The sequence below is a fragment of the Chryseolinea sp. H1M3-3 genome, assembly GCF_029360725.1.
Taxonomy (GTDB): domain Bacteria; phylum Bacteroidota; class Bacteroidia; order Cytophagales; family Cyclobacteriaceae; genus Chryseolinea.
In genome coordinates this window covers 725,291-743,750 of the sequence record NZ_JARKMY010000010.1, presented here as the reverse complement: position 1 = coordinate 743,750, position 18,460 = coordinate 725,291, and the positions used below count along the sequence as shown (strand labels likewise).

The 18,460-nt window shown below is 40.8% G+C and carries 21 protein-coding genes; 5 read left to right on the top strand and 16 right to left on the bottom strand.

All coding sequences use genetic code 11. From position 1 onward, the window contains the following. Positions 1-193: 193 nt before the first annotated feature. On the bottom strand, positions 194-2,812 hold the full coding sequence (clpB, locus tag P2W71_RS19965; protein ID WP_276373089.1) for an ATP-dependent chaperone ClpB: 2,619 nt from the start codon (positions 2,810-2,812) through the stop codon (positions 194-196). 191 nt (positions 2,813-3,003) lie between these two features. Between clpB and P2W71_RS19960 the strand changes: the two genes are divergently transcribed. The 3 genes from P2W71_RS19960 (at position 3,004) to P2W71_RS19950 (ending at position 6,251) form a co-directional block, all read left to right on the top strand. Further along, positions 3,004-4,827 (top strand): glycosyltransferase, encoded by a 1,824-nt coding sequence (locus tag P2W71_RS19960; RefSeq protein WP_276373088.1) that lies wholly within the window; start codon positions 3,004-3,006, stop codon positions 4,825-4,827. Between the two features lie 45 nt (positions 4,828-4,872). Further along, a complete protein-coding gene (locus P2W71_RS19955) occupies positions 4,873-5,784 on the top strand; it encodes a TIM barrel protein (protein ID WP_276373087.1) in 912 nt (303 codons plus the stop codon). 137 nt (positions 5,785-5,921) lie between these two features. Next, entirely contained in the window at positions 5,922-6,251 is a 330-nt protein-coding gene (locus P2W71_RS19950) for a Dabb family protein (RefSeq protein WP_276373343.1), read from the top strand. Positions 6,252-6,280: 29 nt separating this feature from the next. Here P2W71_RS19950 and P2W71_RS19945 read toward each other — a convergent pair whose 3' ends face one another. The 4 genes from P2W71_RS19945 to P2W71_RS19930 form a co-directional block, all read right to left on the bottom strand. After that, positions 6,281-6,559 carry a hypothetical protein gene (locus P2W71_RS19945; RefSeq protein WP_276373086.1) on the bottom strand — a complete coding sequence of 93 codons (279 nt, stop codon included), beginning with the start codon at positions 6,557-6,559 and terminating at the stop codon, positions 6,281-6,283. Between the two features lie 13 nt (positions 6,560-6,572). Beyond that, a complete protein-coding gene (locus tag P2W71_RS19940) occupies positions 6,573-6,917 on the bottom strand; it encodes an alpha/beta hydrolase (RefSeq protein WP_276373085.1) in 345 nt (114 codons plus the stop codon). A 78-nt stretch (positions 6,918-6,995) separates the two neighbouring features. Beyond that, positions 6,996-7,514 (bottom strand): DinB family protein, encoded by a 519-nt coding sequence (locus tag P2W71_RS19935; protein ID WP_276373083.1) that lies wholly within the window; start codon positions 7,512-7,514, stop codon positions 6,996-6,998. 314 nt (positions 7,515-7,828) lie between these two features. Beyond that, positions 7,829-8,299: a VOC family protein gene (locus P2W71_RS19930; RefSeq protein WP_276373082.1), complete on the bottom strand. Its 471-nt coding sequence runs from the start codon at positions 8,297-8,299 to the stop codon at positions 7,829-7,831. 394 nt (positions 8,300-8,693) lie between these two features. Between P2W71_RS19930 and P2W71_RS19925 the strand changes: the two genes are divergently transcribed. Next, the gene (locus tag P2W71_RS19925; protein ID WP_276373081.1) at positions 8,694-9,194 is read left to right on the top strand and encodes a hypothetical protein; all 501 of its coding nucleotides are present in this window, start codon (positions 8,694-8,696) and stop codon (positions 9,192-9,194) included. 87 nt (positions 9,195-9,281) lie between these two features. Here P2W71_RS19925 and P2W71_RS19920 read toward each other — a convergent pair whose 3' ends face one another. The 10 genes from P2W71_RS19920 to P2W71_RS19875 form a co-directional block, all read right to left on the bottom strand. Beyond that, a complete protein-coding gene (locus P2W71_RS19920; RefSeq protein WP_276373080.1) occupies positions 9,282-9,971 on the bottom strand; it encodes a DUF1080 domain-containing protein in 690 nt (229 codons plus the stop codon). Between the two features lie 90 nt (positions 9,972-10,061). Further along, on the bottom strand, positions 10,062-10,625 hold the full coding sequence (locus P2W71_RS19915) for a hypothetical protein (protein ID WP_276373079.1): 564 nt from the start codon (positions 10,623-10,625) through the stop codon (positions 10,062-10,064). 261 nt (positions 10,626-10,886) lie between these two features. Next, a complete protein-coding gene (locus tag P2W71_RS19910) occupies positions 10,887-11,096 on the bottom strand; it encodes a hypothetical protein (protein WP_276373078.1) in 210 nt (69 codons plus the stop codon). Between the two features lie 218 nt (positions 11,097-11,314). Continuing rightward, positions 11,315-11,758 (bottom strand): hypothetical protein, encoded by a 444-nt coding sequence (locus P2W71_RS19905; RefSeq protein ID WP_276373077.1) that lies wholly within the window; start codon positions 11,756-11,758, stop codon positions 11,315-11,317. Beyond that, entirely contained in the window at positions 11,758-12,567 is an 810-nt protein-coding gene (locus P2W71_RS19900; protein WP_276373075.1) for an SPFH domain-containing protein, read from the bottom strand. The genes P2W71_RS19905 and P2W71_RS19900 overlap by 1 nt, the downstream gene beginning before the upstream one ends. Positions 12,568-12,951: 384 nt before the next feature. Beyond that, a complete protein-coding gene (locus tag P2W71_RS19895; protein ID WP_276373074.1) occupies positions 12,952-13,761 on the bottom strand; it encodes a class I SAM-dependent methyltransferase in 810 nt (269 codons plus the stop codon). 246 nt (positions 13,762-14,007) lie between these two features. Beyond that, positions 14,008-14,664, bottom strand: coding sequence for a hypothetical protein (locus P2W71_RS19890; RefSeq protein ID WP_276373073.1), 657 nt, complete (start codon positions 14,662-14,664; stop codon positions 14,008-14,010). Positions 14,665-14,866: 202 nt separating this feature from the next. Next, positions 14,867-15,205, bottom strand: coding sequence for a hypothetical protein (locus P2W71_RS19885; RefSeq protein WP_276373072.1), 339 nt, complete (start codon positions 15,203-15,205; stop codon positions 14,867-14,869). 116 nt (positions 15,206-15,321) lie between these two features. Beyond that, positions 15,322-15,606: a hypothetical protein gene (locus tag P2W71_RS19880; RefSeq protein WP_276373071.1), complete on the bottom strand. Its 285-nt coding sequence runs from the start codon at positions 15,604-15,606 to the stop codon at positions 15,322-15,324. A 231-nt stretch (positions 15,607-15,837) separates the two neighbouring features. Next, positions 15,838-16,575: a hypothetical protein gene (locus tag P2W71_RS19875; protein WP_276373070.1), complete on the bottom strand. Its 738-nt coding sequence runs from the start codon at positions 16,573-16,575 to the stop codon at positions 15,838-15,840. 147 nt (positions 16,576-16,722) lie between these two features. Between P2W71_RS19875 and P2W71_RS19870 the strand changes: the two genes are divergently transcribed. After that, entirely contained in the window at positions 16,723-17,529 is an 807-nt protein-coding gene (locus tag P2W71_RS19870) for a DUF1080 domain-containing protein (RefSeq protein ID WP_276373069.1), read from the top strand. Here P2W71_RS19870 and P2W71_RS19865 read toward each other — a convergent pair. Next, a complete protein-coding gene (locus P2W71_RS19865; RefSeq protein ID WP_276373068.1) occupies positions 17,526-18,401 on the bottom strand; it encodes a methylated-DNA--[protein]-cysteine S-methyltransferase in 876 nt (291 codons plus the stop codon). The genes P2W71_RS19870 and P2W71_RS19865 overlap by 4 nt on opposite strands. Between the last annotated feature and the right edge of the window lie 59 nt (positions 18,402-18,460).

The window sequence follows — 18,460 nt, the reverse complement described above, 5'->3', positions numbered from 1 at the left end:
ATTCAAAACGGACTTTGTCAATATTTGTTACGAAAATATTCGTAAATCTCTTGAGGGATTAGTAGACGGCATAAATTTCGAGGTAGAACAATAAAAAAGCCCCGGGAACCACCCCGGGGCTTAAACCAAACCCCCTCGAACCAACACATCCATTTCCCAATGGCTTGGGAGGGAATCACAATCCTTAAACCGTCTATTTAACAACTTCAGCAGCCTCAAGGTTCTCAAAAGAGAAGTCTGTTTCATTGATTATATCAATAAAAATTACAGAATCCTTCTGAACCTTTCCTGCAAGAATTTGTTTTGAGAGCTCATTTAAAATCTCTCGCTGTATTACCCGTTTCAAAGGTCTTGCCCCGAACTGAGGATCAAACCCTAGCTTGGCAAGCCTTGCACGGGCAGGACCCGAAATTTCTATTCTTACGCCAGCGTCCTGCAACCGTCTTTCAATCTGATCAACTTGAATATCTACTATCTTACGGATGTCGGCCTGGGTTAAAGGACGGAACATGATTATCTCGTCAACGCGGTTGATGAATTCGGGACGAACAGACTTTTTCAATAGCGTCAGCACCTCTTCCTTCGTTTCTTCGACCACATCGAAATAGTTTTCATCCGTGATCTTTTCGAAGTTCTCCTGGATCAGGTGTGATCCCATGTTAGTGGTCATGATAATGATCGTATTCTTGAAATTTGCAACCCGACCTTTATTATCTGTTAATCTTCCTTCGTCTAAAACCTGTAGCAAAATATTGAAGACATCCGGATGAGCCTTTTCTATCTCGTCCAACAGGATAACAGAGTATGGTTTTCTTCTGACGGCCTCTGTGAGTTGCCCGCCCTCATCGTAACCCACGTATCCCGGAGGCGCGCCTATCAAGCGGCTTACACTGTGTCGTTCCTGGTATTCACTCATGTCGATGCGCACCATGGCATTATCATCGTTGAAGAGATAATCTGCCAAGGCTTTTGATAATTCAGTTTTTCCAACGCCCGTTGTACCCATAAAAATGAAAGTACCAATCGGGCGTTTAGGATCTTGCAATCCTGCACGACTTCTGCGCACGGCATCGCTTAAAGCGTGAATAGCTTCTTCCTGTCCTGCCACCCTTTTCCCCAGCTCTTCCTCCAAATGTAAAAGCTTTTCGCGCTCGCTTTGAAGCATCTTAGAAACCGGAATGCCAGTCCATTTTGCAACAACCTGTGCAATATCTTCACTATCAACTTCTTCTTTTAGCAAGGATTTTTCGCCTTGCATTTCTTTCATTTGGCGTTGAAATTCGTCCAGCCTTTTTTCGGCTTCGGTTATTTTTCCATAACGAATTTCCGCCACTTTACCGTAATCACCCGATTTTTCAGCTTGCTCAGCTTCAAATTTCAGCTTATCGATATTCTCTTTTTCTTTTTGAATTCCATGAACAACTCCTTTTTCGCTTTCCCATTGAGCTTTGAGCGAATTACGTTCTTCCGAAAGCTCAGCAATTTCTTTACTGAGGACGGCTTCTTTGTCTTTATCCTTCTCCCTGCGAATGGCCTCGCGCTCTATTTCCAACTGCATGATTTTGCGGTTCAGTTCATCCAGTTCTTCGGGAAGAGAGTCCATTTCGAGGCGTAACTTTGCAGCTGCTTCATCCATCAGGTCAATTGCTTTATCAGGTAAAAACCGGTCACTGATATAACGACTTGAAAGTTCGACTGAAGCAATTACTGCATCATCTTTTATACGCACCCCATGGTGTAGTTCATATTTGTCTTTTATACCGCGAAGGATAGACACAGAATCTTCAACGCTGGGTTCGTTTACCATCACAGCCTGGAACCGGCGTTCAAGCGCTTTGTCTTTTTCGATATACTTTTGATATTCTTTTAATGTAGTAGCGCCGATAGCGTGAAGCTCTCCGCGGGCCAGTGCAGGTTTTAATAAGTTGGCTGCATCCATTGCGCCTTCACCTCCGCCGCCAGCACCAATCAACGTATGGATTTCATCAATGAAGAGAACGATCTGTCCGTTAGAATCAGTCACCTCTTTGATTACTGCCTTTAAACGTTCTTCGAATTCTCCCTTATATTTTGCGCCCGCCACCAATAAGCCCATGTCGAGAGAAACCAGGATCTTATCTTTCAGATTTTCTGGTACATCCCCATTAACGATCCGTTGCGCCATACCTTCGACAATGGCAGTTTTACCAACGCCGGGCTCACCTAAAAGAATCGGATTGTTTTTAGTTCTCCGTGAAAGGATTTGCAATACCCGTCGTATCTCTTCATCCCGGCCAATTACCGGGTCAATCTTTCCCTGCTTCGCCAAATCGTTAAGATTTTTAGAATAGCGTTCCAGCGATTTATATTTTGCTTCTGCGTTTTGATCCGACACTTTTGAACCACCACGCAACTCTTTTATCGCCTTTATCAACGGAACACGATCCAGTCCTGCATCTTTCAGCAGGGACCCAACTTTGTCTTTGCTTGCTAACAAAGCAAGTAGCAAATGTTCAACGGCTATGTATTCATCTTTGAATTCGCGAAGTTCTTTTTCAGCATGCTGCAGTACACCATTGCTGGTGGAAGATAAGTAGGGCTGCTGACCTGAGACACGGGGATAGGCGTGCAGAATCTCTTCCAGTTTATTGTTAAGGTGTATACCATTTACATTAAGTTTTTTAAATAGATAGTTGGAAACATTTTCATCTGTTTCCAATATTGCCTTGAGTAAATGCCCAGGTTCAATTGCCTGATTTTGTAAACTCATAGCAATCTCGGCAGACTTTTGTAAAGCCTCCTGAGATTTTATGGTAAATTTTTCAAAGTTCATAGGTCAATGATTTTTTTTGAGTGCCTCAAAACATAATCCATTAAAATGATTGTAATGATTTTAAGAAATTTTGACATTTAAAGCTATAACCAAAAAGTATGTTTTGCGCCATAATGGCTAGTAATATGTCGTAGTAACAGATTGTCAAGATTGAAAACATCGGTGTGATTAGTTGGTTTTAAAGTCATCAAATGTCAAAACGTACAACGAGTTCAACGCAATTTCCTTCCTCCTGTGTTGTGGAAGTGGCGTGGGAAGTATGCAACCAGGTAGGCGGAATCTACACTGTTATTCGATCAAAAGCTCCTTGCATGGTGGAAAACGCCAATGGGCCATATTGTATGGTCGGCCCATACCTGAGCAGGAACATTCAAGCAGAACTAGAGCCGCTGGATGATTCCCAGGATATTTTTGGACAGGCAGCCGCGATTTTAAGGAAGAAGGGGTTTGACGTCCATTATGCGCAATGGTTAATTACCGGTAAGCCTCGCGTTGTGTTGTTAAACCCAAATGCAGTACAAGATAAATCACTTAATGTTATCAAATATTTACTGTGGAAGAATCATGGCATAGACACCCACACGGAAACTCCATTGCTTAATCAAGTCATTTCTTTCGGGTATCTCACCAAGCTCTTCTTCGACGAACTGGTTAAGCTTGCAGGAAAAGATCAATCCATTATTGCTCATTTCCATGAGTGGATGTCTTCATTGCCAATTCTGGATATGAAACGTGAAGGGATGCCGGTGAAGACTGTTTTTACAACTCACGCCACGCAGCTTGGGCGCCACCTCGCTATCAACTCACCGTTGTTTTATGCCCACTTGCCATTTTTTAAATGGGAAGATGAAGCCAGAAAATTTGGAATTGAAGCAGAAGCGCGTATCGAATATCTGACGGCAAATGCGGCAGATGTGTTGAGTACAGTAAGTGAAGTAACTGCAAGAGAATGCAAACATTTGCTGAAACGGAAACCAGATGTAGTTGTACCGAACGGATTGAATATTGAACGTTTTGAAGTGCTGCATGAATTTCAGAATCAACACGTGATGTTCAAAGAGGAAATCCATCGTTTTGTAATGGCTCATTTCTTTCAGTCATATTCTTTTGATCTCGACAAGACTTTATATTTTTTTACTTCAGGGAGATATGAATTTAAGAACAAGGGGTTTGATCTTACATTGGAGGCACTGTCGAGACTAAATCAGCGGTTAAAAAAAGAGAAGTCGGAAGTAACCGTAGTGATGTTTTTTGTCACCAAGCGCGACTTTTATAGCATTAGGCCCGAGGTACTACAATCCAAGGCGATGATGCAGGAAATTTCAGAAACCTGCAATGCAATCCAACAACAAGTAGGGCGGCGGTTATTTTATGAGAGCACCGTGCGCACAGAGAATCAGATGCCAGACTTGAATGATTTTGTGGATGAGTATTGGAATTTACGCTACCGCAGAACTATCCAGTCGTGGAAAACAAAGAAGAACCCCCTCGTTGTAACCCATCGCCTGGTGAACGAGGAGCAAGATGACATTCTCAATACACTGAACACCAAGAAACTTTTAAACAACGTTGACGACAACATAAAAATCGTTTACCATCCGGATTTTATAAGTACCGGCAATCCGCTGTGGGGAATGGATTATGGTCAATTTGTGCGGGGATGTCACCTCGGAATATTTCCGAGTTACTACGAACCGTGGGGTTATACTCCTTTAGAATGTATGGCCAGTGCCGTGCCCAGTATTACCAGCGACCTTGCCGGTTTCGGTGATTACATTCTCCACCATATACCGCAACATGAAGAATATGGCCTCCATGTTATTGAGCGCGGCAAAAAAACTTTCGATTGGTCGGCCAACCAACTTACAGAAGTAATGTATAATTTTCTAAAACAATCCAGGCGGGAACGAATCCTGCAGCGAACAAATGTGGAAAATAACTCATTCCTTTTTGATTGGTCTAATCTCATCAAACATTATGAGCAGGCTTATCAAATGGCGCTTAGAAGTAAGTGAATAAATAGTTTAACTTTAAAGATCAACAACTAAAACATTCCATCCATGTATACTTCACGTAGAAATTTTATCAAAAAAAGTGCCTTGGCTATTGCGGCCAGCACCTTTGCATCGCGCGCCCTTTTTGCAGCGAAACCGGGAGTCGAGTTAGTCGGTTTACAACTCTATTCTGTTAGAACCGAAATGAAGAGTGACCCTCTGGGGACACTAAAGCAAATATCGGCAATGGGATATAAACATGTGGAGCATGCCAATTATGTTGATAGAAAATTCTATGGATACGGCGCTAAAGAATTTAAGAAGATATTGAGTGATCTGGGCATGGATATGCCTAGCGGTCATACCGTTTTGGGGGGCAAACATTGGGATGCTGCCAAAAAAGATTTCACCGATGTATGGAAATACACAGTGGAGGATGCGGCTATCGTTGGCCAGGAATTTGTCATCAGCCCTTCACTTGAAAAAGAATATTGGAAATCTGCTGATGATCTAAAGGGATTCATGGAGGTTTTTAACAAATCAGGTGAGCTTTGCAAGAAGTCAGGGATGAAATTCGGGTATCACAATCATGACTTCGAGTTTAGCCAAAAATTGGAGGGTACCACTATGTTTGACATTATTCTTACCGAGACTGATCCAGCATTAGTGATTCAGCAAATTGATATTGGTAACTTGTATAACGGTGGTGCTAAAGCACTCGATGTGATGACAAAGTATCCCGGGAGATTTCAGTCTATGCACGTAAAGGATGAAATCGCCAGCAGTGAAGGGAATGAGAAATATGAAAGTACCATTCTTGGAAAAGGCATCGTACCTGTAAAAGAGGTGATTGATCTTGGGCGAAAGTCCGGAGGCACCAAGCATTTTATTATTGAGCAGGAATCTTATCAGGGGAAGACTCCTATTTCATGCATGAAAGAGAATTTGGAGGCTATGAAAAAGTGGGGATACAAATAAAGACCCACCCGCATAAATATTTCGGTTTAACTTCAACACTTCAACACTTCAACACTTCAACACTTCATTCAAAGCATATGAAAAAAATTTTTGCAGCGTCCATTCTTGCAGCCTTTTTAATTATTTTATCAACACCTATGATTCATGCTCAATCGAAAAATGAAAAAGTACTCCGTCATGTTGTGCTTTTTAAGTTTAAAGACGGATCCACTGCTGCAGATATTAAGAAAGTTGAGAACGCTTTTGCCGACTTAGCAACTAAACTTCCGCTCATCAAGAGTTATGAGTGGGGAAAAAATAGCAGCCCCGAAAATCTGAATCAGGGACTAACGCACTGCTTTTTCTTAACATTTTCAAGCGACAAAGACAGGGATGCCTATTTAGTTCATCCGGATCACAAAGCATTCGGGAAAATCTTAGGGCCTCATTTAGACAAAGTAACAGTAGTTGATTACTGGACGGAGTAGGTAGTATTAGTAGTACTAATTGGAAACGACTAGGCAAGTACTTTTTTAATGATGTCACTTATTTCTTTTGCTCTCGTGACGATCATTAAATGACCACCACCTTTTATCGTGAAGTCGGCTGCACGGAAGCTAAGCACTCTGTCTCTGTTTCCGTGTATCCGAATCACCTGATTGAGGGTCGTTGTGTTGTTCCACAAAGGAACTGTTTCAATTGCCCAAGTGAAAAAACTTTCATCCGTATCGGCCATGATGGATGCCAGCAATGCTTTATGTTCTTTAGAATCCACGCCAAATAACCAATAAAGCATTCCATTCGGCTTTTTAAGAGCACCAGGTGGAATTAACTTGAGGATTCTCAGTTTCCGCCATCACTTTAAGAAAAGAGGGTATCGCCGCAGATGATTGAGCAGAAGAGATTTGAATGACTTTCTCGACCGAAATAAGTTTAGCAATTTCAATTGCAATCATTCCTCCAAATGAAACGCCCACGAGTATGGGTTTTTCGCCCGTGATTTGAGGCAGCAGCCGTTTGGCATAGTCAGCCATTGATTCTTTTGAAAGAGGTTTTACCCATACAACGTGCTCCACGGAAAAGTCCTCTAAATCAAGAAAATCGAAAACCCTTTTGTCAGCCCCCAGTCCGCTCAGCAAAAATACTTTTTTCATGCATCAAGAGAGCTTTTGTTGTGTGGGGATTGAAAGTAGTGAAGTAGTGCGAACGCCACTTTTGAACAACCATAGATGTTATTTGACACCCTTTTCGGGATTCCAGGATCCTTGTTGTTTTCTGATAAAAACAATTTGTCCTGTGTGGTATGCGTTATGCGTACTAATATTTCCGATAGTTTCCGCCCACTTACGAATAAAAGCATCATCGGAAGTCTGAATAAGTTTTTCCAGTTCTGATAATACAGAACTCAACCTTCTGACGGTTTGTTCCCACTGTTCTTTATTAAAAGCATTGAAGGTTTCCTCATTGTCACCATTGTATGGATGTCCTTTTTCGCCGCGGAATTTCAAAAGCTGATGTTCATTCCAGAATAGAAGGTGATTAGCAAGTTGGCCAATGGAATGGTTACCGCTCCCATCTTTCCAAATGGCTTGTTCCGAAGTCAATCCTTCTAGCGCAACATTAACGGGTACGAACCAATCTTGTTTGGTATGGGTGCTCTTGAGTTGCTCCGTTAATACTGATTTTAATGTCTGGGCGTGCAGTTGAAACGTTGCCCATAGGCAAAAGACGAATGCTAAAATTCTTTTCATAGCTTTGGTGTTTTAAATTGAGAAATTACAAGTTCGGTGTCTCGGAACTATGATTGATTGAAGATAAAGAAGTTTCGCGCAACAATTTCTACGTTCAAATAAAACAGCAAGATTTAGCAACACGATGGGTAACTCATGAGTTGGTGATTTGAGGAGTCAGTGGTGGGTATTTAATATCCTTGGCATTTAATGATTCGGAGACACCACAATCTGTTATCTATTTTAATAGGGGTTTGTCCACACTGAGTTGGCGCGTATATAAATAACGGTCGTGGGTTTTATTGTACTTTCTCTTGAGTGAAGAACCTACCTTCTTATTTTTTCTTTACATCGTCATTGATTTCAATCCAATGACCATCCGGATCCACAAAGTAGATTTGTTTTACGCCATCCACCCGTACCGTTGGAGCTTTTTCTGTTCCCGGCCAGTTGGTATATTCAATCTGATGTTTGTTAAGGTTAGCAATAAAGTCATCAATCGAATTTACACTAAAGCATAAGTGATCATTTTTATCGCGGGTAATGTTTGCTGGCGCACCTTGTATTAAATGAAGACTGCCCGCGGCGCCAATGGTAAACCAGGTATGTTTTCCATCATGAAACGGTTCGGGTATTTGTTTTAACCGAAGAATATTTTCGTAAAATGTTGTGCTTTTTTTCAAATCATTCACATACATCGCAATGTGGTTAAGATAAAGCGTTGGTGCCTCCCCCACGGACTGACCGTTTGCCTGTTGGAAGCATACTATCGCAATGAGGATAGAAAAAATTCGAAGTGTTTTCATTTCTTTTTAAGTCTTATTGCATGAAATATAGACATAAGTTATGCATGGATGTTTTGATTTTTTTATCAATGGTCGTCGCGCATTTCGTTTGCAAAAATGACTCCAGCGCCCTAGTACCAGAAAGGGAAAAATCCATCCAGAATTGAGGCGTTTTTTAATCGCTCAGCGCATTGTAGAGAAGAATCCACGTATTAAACCCCCGAAAGCCGAATTTCAACGAAAAAAGCCGGTTTCTCCAACTTGGCATAAATTTTCTCTATTAGTCACCAAAAGTTTGGGAATAGAAGCGATGACACAGATCATCTTCAACCGAATGTTTTCGTCATTGTTAAGCGCTTAAAACACCTATACTTTCATAACATAAAACGAGCAGAGAAAAATCAACCGAACCCCCATGAAACCATCCATCAGACAAAAATTGTTAATTGCACTAGGGATCTCAGCAGGCCTTTTAGCAAGTTTTAATTTGTTCGCTCAAGCACCAGCTACTGCCCATTTATATACAATTAATTCGCAGGCCGAATACACAACTGCTGTTGAATCAATTCAAGATCTTGCTACGAAATTGCATGAGGCGCATGTAAAATATCCAACACTTGGTTACACTCATATATATAATAATGACGGATCATTAATGGGTTTCAACATAACAGGTGTACCACAATCTGCTGAAGCTGACAAGATATCGCTGTGCTTGGTTCAATTGGAATTGCTGGGAAATGCGATTAGTAAAATGGACCATGCTTATTTGCCTGAATCTGAGAATAGCAAACTCTCCAGCAGGGTAAGTAAGAAAAGAGCAATGCAAATCGTTGTTGTTGAGGAAGCAACAGAGAATTCTGCGATGGTACCGGCGTCGACCAATCCAAACGAGTTACTTGCGGCTGCGAAGTAATATTTTAAATAAGATTGTTTAAGGGATTTTTTATCCACTCCCTTTAAAAATTTTTAACCACTGCTGATTTAGCAGGCAAACCCTAACCTAGTCGGTGAGTTTTGTAATTGGTGTTAACGTCACCTTTTCAAATTCCACTTCAGCCCCTTCGGCCTGTAATGCGATCTGACCTTTTTGCGCTGTGCAATCAAAACCGTGATTTACAAGGTCGCCATTGACCCAAACCTTAATTGCGTTATTCAAACACTCTATTTTAATATCATTCCACTCTCCAAGTGGTTTTTCTGAGCCGTCAGTTAAATTAATTATTCGTCTTTGTTTACCCTCTGTAACACCCCATTCTTCTTTTGGTCCTCTCCTTTTTTCCATGTCTTGAACACGAATGTCCTCCACGATACACCAGAAATCGCCGGCATTTTCGTGCATGAGCTGTACTTCAATTGACTTTGGAAACATGCTATACAACGCGCGAGGTGTAGAGGCATGAACCAATATTCCGCAATTTCCAGGCTTTCCTACAAATCGATATTTTGCCTCTAACCGGTAATCTTTGTATTGCGTATCAGTAATAATATGGCCTCCAGGCGTTCCTAAGCTGACCAGCATACCGTTTCGCACAATGAAGGGACTTTTAAGCTGAGGATCTTTATCCATATCAGGGACATCGATGTGCCATCCCTTTAAATCTTTACCGTTAAAAAGATTAACGGATTGTGCAATGACATGAGCATTGAACCATAAGCCAAGAGTTAAGAGTAATAATGATTTTTTTTTCATGGCAGCAGGGTGATATTCTATAGCGAAGGTAAAAAAGAAAGGGACACAAACTTTGCATCCCTTTTTTTAAAATCAATTCAATCCAAGAAGTTATTGCACCGGTCTTTTTGCGATGAGATCAAATTCTCCCGTCACCGATGCGTTCTTACCTGATGAATTATCAGCACCAGTCAAAGAGAATTTTCCTTTAAATCTACCAGTGCCTGAATCGAATGTCAGGTCCGTCACGGTAGTTGTGTTATCAAAATCCGACTCCATAGTGAAAGTAAGGAATTTGTCATTCAACTCTTTATTGTATTCGAAACTGATTATCACATTGTCGGGCGTTGTGTCAGTGGCGTTATCCAATTCAAATCTGATGGTAGCAGCACCAAGGCTAGCAAAGTTGGCCCGGTATAGTTGCACTGAGTAGCTTCCATCATCATTTATTTCGTATTCAGCGAAGCCCCCAAACAGGATGCTGTATTGTGAATAGTTAAAATCCTCATTGAATGTATACGAATTGTCTTTCGATACACCTGTGAATTTCCCTTTAATAAACCCTTGGGTTTGATATTCGAATGCGGGTTGCGGATCATCGTCCTTACATCCAGCCACCAGAACCAGTAACACAAGACCTACCAGGCCTGCAAAGAATTTTGTTTTTCCGATCATGTTTAAAAAGTTTAGTTGTTTATTTTTTTGGAACGCAAAGATATACGACTTACTAACTTTTCTAGCCATGAAAGGTTATACTACGCGTAAAAATTTCTTTTCATCGTATGAAATTACAGCGGCTTATAACGATGTCTAACCCTTACGATACTGGTTTACACACAATGGATGATTAATAGTCTCAGCATAGAAACATAAAAAAAGGCCACTGTTGCCAGCAGCCTTTTTAAAAAATGGGCTCTTTAAACCAGGTTTAAAAAATTATTCGTACTTCGGTAATTTGTCGTGTGTGGTATTTGAAATAATGTTGTCCATCATGCCGTACATTCCAATAAGTAGTGATGTCCCCAGTCCGATAGAAAAAGTCTCAGGATGCGCTTCAACGATATCCTTGAATAGTGTGTACACGACTGCAAAGATTAGCATGCTAACAACAACGAGCGAAAAATACATTAAGAATATAGGTTTCATAACAGGTCAGTTTCCATGGTATATTGTCAATACCGTGCCATGGACATGAACCCTTTAAAATCATGCTAAATGAAAGCTTTCGGAGAAAAATAGTCCCAAATATGGAGAAGGTAATCTCGAATTTGTCACGGAACGAGTTTATAGATCTGTTCCTTAGCAGAGACACAAATAAAAAGAGCGGAGTTCGTCCGCCCTTTAAATCCATGTTGAGATTAAATCTACTTTTGTTTTAATTCTATCGCGAAATCTTTTGCAGTTTTGGCTGTCATAATATCCATAAAATTCAACGCACCATTGGTTGTTGCACCGCCTCCTGTTTGGAATTGAGGCACAACGGCTCCAGTATACTTACTAAAGGCATCGGCCCATACCCGTTGCACCTCTACCTGTGCTTTCAGCTTCATTTCCAGTGCGCCGTCAGCCTGCATTATTTTTGATTTTGAATACGCTTCAGCATCTGCCAACTCTTTAATTTTCTTCGATTCTAAAATGGCTGCTTCATACGCAATTTTTTGTTGCAGACGGTCTTGTTCAGCGACCTTCACCCGAGTTTCAGCTTCTACCACTTGTTTTGTTTGTTCCTGTTTTTGCTGATATTCTATTTCTACAAGGGCTTGTTCACCTTTCGCTTTTGCTGTTAAAGTTTGTTGTTGCGCAGTCATCAGTTCTTGTTTGGATATGGCCGGCTTTGTTGCTGCATCGATGACTTCACCAGCTTAGTGTCAACTTTTTCTTCATAGTCTACATCCGTTATCGCCGCGTCAGCTACTGTGATACCGTATTCTTTTATGGAAGATATTTTTCGCTTTGCCTGTCCTGTTTTCTTATCCACCTGCACTTCCGTTTGATATACGCGCTTCTTTTCCTTCTCAAGAGAGTCGTATACCAGGTTTTCCTCCGTACGAAGTAAGTATACACCGTCTTTCAGCTGATCCAAGAAGTCCTGAGCCATTTGCGCACGCCCTCCACCGTAGTGTTTTTCACTGCTCATCAACTGTGCAGAAGATTGCAAACATTCCTTGGTATAGGGTGCCAAGCGTTTTTGCACCAATGAAACTGGTGTACGGTGCGTATTATGGATCAATATCATTTCCTTTTCGTCTGACGGAAGTATATACTGGGTGATTCCTTTTACGTCGGCCGTGGTCGCATCACTAAATCGTATTTGGATTTTACCGACTTCGATACCATTGTCTTCAAGCTCCATGGTAGGCGTTTCCGCCTGATATGTAACGGAGATTTGATTTGGCCATTCCTTTTCTTTAGCGAAAAAGCCTGCATAAAATATTCCCGGAGCGAACTGTACGATCTGTTCACCGGTAGTTCTTTCAACCACCGTTCGGTTTCCAGCGTCATTCCATGAGAATGGATTGATCATTAAAAACATAATGAGCGCGAAGACGATGAGGACACCTAAAACGATAGTTCTTTTAAAATTCGTGATTGGTAACATGTTTTGGATAGTTGTCATTTCTTACTTTGTTTTTTCTTGTTGAAGTAATTATCTAATTGAATAATCAGCGCGTTCACGATCAGCGTGAAAATGCATAAGGATGCAATGAGAAAAGCTATTCGGAACATATTGTAATGATTTAAGTACGTGAAGAATTTACAAGACCCAGTGCGGCTTGCAACCTTAACCTATATGAGCTTTCTGGCGGGGGAGTATCCATGTTCAGATTTTATATCTGAAATGAAGATGTAATGAAACCAACGGTTGCGTAATTTTTTATTCAATTAAAAACAAAGGCCTTTTTATTAAGCTTGTTTCATTCAAACCGCCCTTAAAAAATAAATAATAAAAAGGTGAAACCTTAAATCTTGAACTTAAAGGTTATGGGTAAGTTTAACTTCGTTAAGCAGGCTTTTTTAAGACAAACCTGTGGTAGACTTTTACGCCATTTTTCATTTTAGTATGAAATGTTGAGCCTACAACTCCAGCAAACTCTCCAAATAGTTTTTGCCATTTGGGTGGGAACAACTTTTTAATGCGAGCTTTCTTTACTTCATCTTCTGCCTCAATTGCGCGAACAACATTGCTTGAAATATCTTCTTCTTCAATCCAGGTAAGTCCGGAATTTTTTAGTTGCTGACGGAGTACATACATTTTATCCGCATCGCGAAAATCAACCAAAGCAAATGTGCCGTTCGGCTTAAGTACCCGTTTTACTTCATTGATAAATTTTTCGACAGAACCATAAGCATGGCATGATTCCACATTGAGAACAACGTCGACGCTATTGTCGGGCAAAGGAATTTCCTCGGCGCTTCCTTGAATAAATTTTAAATTAGGAACATGGTGAAGTTTGTTTGCCAGGTCGACAGCGTTTTGAGCGAGGTCCATACCAATATAGGATGCTGGTTTAAGTGCGCTTGCGACGTGTTTTGCTCCACCGCCACGACCGCTTCCCACTTCAAGCACTTTCTTTCCACCAAGATCCGTTTTCAGTGCCAGGTAATGATACATTTGTAACGGATATTTTTGAATTGACGGATCTTCAGGCACCTCAATCGGTTTTTCATTGGGATTTGGAACGTAACCATAATTCATGAACTGCCATTCTGCGGCCGGCACACGTTTGGCCAAAAGCTCATACGTTACTTTAGCATTTAGACGTTTAAACCAAGCGAAACGCTTGAGTGCATAAATTATAAGCTTAATCATTCCAAGGCGGTTTAGGCGGGCAAAGGTAGATAAGTCTTAAGGAAATCCCTATTTCGGCGGAAGAAGTGATTGTAAATCATTCAAATATCGTAGTTGGCACCCGATTACGGCAGCAAATCTTCCAGAGAGTCTATCATCTTTTGATGAAGACAGCAACAAGACTTTATCCGTGCTGGCATACAGTTCCGAAAAAGTTTATAAAATTTTATGGCTGCCAAGTAACACATTCGGAATGACGTAATACAATCATGTATGTCGCAGGCTATGACAAAAGTTTAGAAGCCTGATCAGATCCTCCTGACGATTGAAATCAACAGGATTTGTTTCCAGGTATTCATTGATTTTTTCAGCATACGGTGCGAATAGTTTCAGGATCGAAGGCTTGATGGCTTTGTGTACACTGGTTCTACGATCGATGAAGAAATAGGAAACATTTTTTATGTAGCGACGATCATACGCGGATGGGCTCGTGCGCAGGTCATTGCCAAAATTTCCCACCATAAAAGTTTTTACACCCAAAGCGACGGGTGCGTCACCCACAATCTCAATAAAGCCTTTAACATTATCGAAGAGGAAAGGTGTGCCACCGATGGTAACAAATTTAAGTTTCTGGGTTTTTAACAAGACAGTATCTCCCTGCTTATTGATACACTCCACCTTTTCATAGTAAAGGTTGTAATTCAATTTGAGAGTTTCATTGTCTTTGCGCCTGGAAGCATAAACAACGGTGCCAGCTTGGAAATCTGAAAATAGGTAGACGTCCTTATACCAGGGCATCTTATTAACCGCGATATTCGCAGGTACCTCATAAATGACAATTTGTTGGCCATCCTCATCCTGAGCAAACATTGGGAAATTCAGGATCATATATAATGTAAATGCGAACAACGGGATGCTTTTCATAATGCTAATTTTAACTGTAATTAAAGATAATGAATAACGCCATTGAATCAGTATGTAGCGATCATAATTTGCGTGGTGCAGGGTACGATGGCAAAACCTCCGTGGGTCTATTACAGCAAAAAGATTTTACTATATAGTACTGGAAAAGTTTATAAAATTATTGAGGCCAAGTAAAAAAAGACATCAGAAAGAACATGATCATTTAGTTATGTCGCAGATTATGACAAAAATTTAGCAGTCTGATAAGGTCTTCCTGACGATTGAAATCAACAGGATCTGTTTCCAGGTATTTATTTATTTTTTCAGCATACGGTGAGAATAGTTTAAGAACCGAAGGTTTGATGGCTTTGTGTACACTGGTTCTGCGATCGATGAAGAAATAGGAAACGTCTTTTTTATAGTAACGATCATATACCGAGGGGCTCGTGCGCAGGTCAAAGCCTTCTTCAAAAGTCCTACTCGGACTGGCCTGTATTCCGCTGGTCTCATACTCGGCAACCCAACCCGTTCCAACAACATAATCCATTTTTGCTGAAGCCATAAAAGTTTTTACACCCAAAGCGACTGGTGCGTCGGCGACAATCTCAATAAAACCTTTAACATTATCGAAGAGGAAAGCCGTCCCACCGATGTTAACAAATTTAAGTCTACCGGTTTTTAATAAGACAGTATCTCCCTGCTCGTTGATCCATTCAACCTTTTCATAGTAAGATTGTAATTCAATTTTAGGGTTTCCGTGTCTTTGCGGCTGGAAGCATAAAGAACGGTGCCAGGTTGAAACTCTGCAAATCGGTAGACCTCATTATACCAGGGCATTTTATTAACAGCGTTATGCGCAGGCACCTTGTAAACTACAATTTGTTGACCGTCCTCATCCTGAGAAAACGCTGAAAAATTCAGGATCGTAAACAATAGAAATGCAAACAACGGGATGCTTTTCATAGCTTCAACTTTAAGTGCTAATTAAAGATAAGTGAAAAATGTTCATTGAACCAGCGAATAGAGCGATCAAAATTTCCAAAAACTTAGCACTGGACTTTGTTTGTGAACATCACGCATATTGTAAATGGAGACACGATTTTGCAATACAACAAGCCAACGCTGGGAGGAGGCGGCGGAAAGTTTACAAAAGTATAGTTTGGTAAGTAAACATCGTGAAGAATGTAAAAACAATTATGAATTTGTCAGGTTGTGACAGAACGTTAGCAGCCTGATCAGATCCTCCTGACGATTGAAATCAACCGGATTTGTTTCCAGGTATTCATTGATTTTTTCAGCGTATGGTGCGAATATTTTCAGGATCGATGGTTTGACAGCTTTGTGTATACTGGTCTTACGATCGATGAAGAAAAAGGCAAGGTCTTTCTTGTAGTAACGACTATATATCGATGGACTTGTGCGTAGGTCAAAGACTCCTTCAAAAGTCCTGGTCGGGCCTGCCAGTATTCCACTGGTCTTGTTCTCGGCAGCCCAACCCTTTCCTATAATATAATCCATAGTTATTTGAGTCATAAACGTTTTTATGCCTAGAGCAACAGGTGTATCAGCAACGATCTCAATGAAACCTTTAACATTATCGAAGAGGAAATCCCTGCCGCCGATGTTAACAAATTTAAGTTTACCTGTTTTTAATAAAACTGTGTCTCCCTTCCCGTTGATACACTCCATCTTTTCATAGTAAAGATTGTAATTCAATTTTAGGGTTTCAGCGTTTTTGCGCCGTGATGCATAAAGAACTGTACCAGAGTGAAAATCTGAAAAGCGATAGACATCATTATACCAAGGCATTTTGTTAACAGGGCTATGCGCGGGTATCCTATAAACAACCACTTGAGCAACTTCATCTTGAGCAAGCAGTTGCAAATTCAGGGTCATAAGAAAAAGTGTTGCAAACAACAGAATCCGTTTCATAAGGCTAATTTACATGTGAATTAAAGATAACGAATTGCGTTCATCGAACCATCGAAGGTAAAGGTCAAAATTTCCGAAAAGTTTAGCCTTCGCTAGACTTGTCTGTGAACATATAGTACCTTCGCGACCTATTGAATGAACATGCATATGTTAAACTACTTTTCAATTGTCATGCTGGTTTTGTTCCTCAGCGCCTGCGGCACTTCAAAAGATGCTAAAACGGGAGGGGACGCTGAAGAGAAAACGGAGGAATGGATACAACTATTTAATGGCAAGGATTTGAATGACTGGATTGTTAAAGTGCACCATCATGATGCAGGTGTGAATTTTGGCAATACCTTTCGTGTTGAAGATGGTATCATTAAAGTAAGATACGATCAATATGAAGACTTCAACGACCAGTTTTCACACTTATATTATAAAACACCTTTCTCGCACTTCCATTTAAAATTGGAATATCACTTTACAGGAGAATTGCAGAAGGGAGCTCCGGATTATACAATCTTAAACAGTGGCGTTATGTATCATTCGCAGGATCCCAATACCATTTTAAAAGAACAAAACTGGCCAATTTCTATCGAGATGCAATTTTTAGCTGGACTGGGGGATGGCAAACCTCGCCCCACAGGTAACATGTGTTCACCGGGCACTGAAATAGTCTATGAAGGAAAAATATATGATGGTCATTGCTTGAATTCTTCTTCCAAAACTTATGATAAAGATGAGTGGGTAAAAGCAGAACTGATTGTTTTAGGCGACTCTCTCATCACGCATATTATTAACGGTGACACGGTTTTGCAATACAGCAAGCCAACGATGGGAGGAGGCGTGGTGCAAGGATACGACAGTACGCTGTGGCAGGTAGGCAAACCGTTAAAATCCGGCTACATCGCATTACAAAGTGAAGGCCAGCCCATTGATTTCAGAAATATCCAATTGAAAAAATTGGATTAATCAAGCGGCAACTGTTTTTGACTTTTTGCCATTTCCCAGCCAATCATACTTTTCTTGCGCGCTGAGCTCCACCGATATTCACCGAGAATTCCATCTTTTCGAATAACACGGTGACAAGGGATGAGATATGCAATGTGATTTGATCCCACGGCAGATCCCACCGCTTGCATAGCCTTTGGACTTTGAATGGAGACTGCAATATTTTGATATGTAGTTACTTCCCCCATAGGAACTTTCAGAAGCGCTTCCCATACTTTTAACTGAAAGTTCGTTCCTTTTACAAAGACATGGAGTTTCTCCGGATTTTTGCTTTTGTTGGCAGCAAAGATCTTCTCTATAAATGCAGCCGTGAGTTCTTGATTTTGATGAAAGGTGGAGTTATTCCAATGCTGTTTCATCAATTCAATTTCTCGTTTAGGATCTTCATCAGTATGTAGAAAGGACAGCCAGCAAATGCCTCTCTCTGTTACACCCAACAGGCAAATCCCGAACGGCGTTTCATGAATACCGTATTCAATACGAATGCCTGCGCCTTGTTGTCTGTACTCTTGTGGGGTGACCGCTTCAAGTGTTGTGAAAAGATCGTACACCCTCGACTGGCTTGAAAGTCCCGCTTGTTCAGCAGCTTCGTTTAGATTCTTGGTACGATCAAGTTGTTCTTTCAGATAATCGACCGTGAGAAATTGTAAAAACCGTTTTGGACTTATTCCCGCCCATTCCGTAAAGATCCGTTGAAAATGGAATGGAGACAGGTGTACTTTTTCCGCCACTTCATCCAGTTCTGGTTGACGTTTAAAATTTTCCTCCAGGTATAGAATTGCCTGCTCTATTCGCTGGTAATTGATATGGTGTTCGTTCGTTGTCAGTATCATAAAACTATTGAATTTATGATTCAAAATTGCCATTGCCTGTGCATCTCTTCAACCCGGTT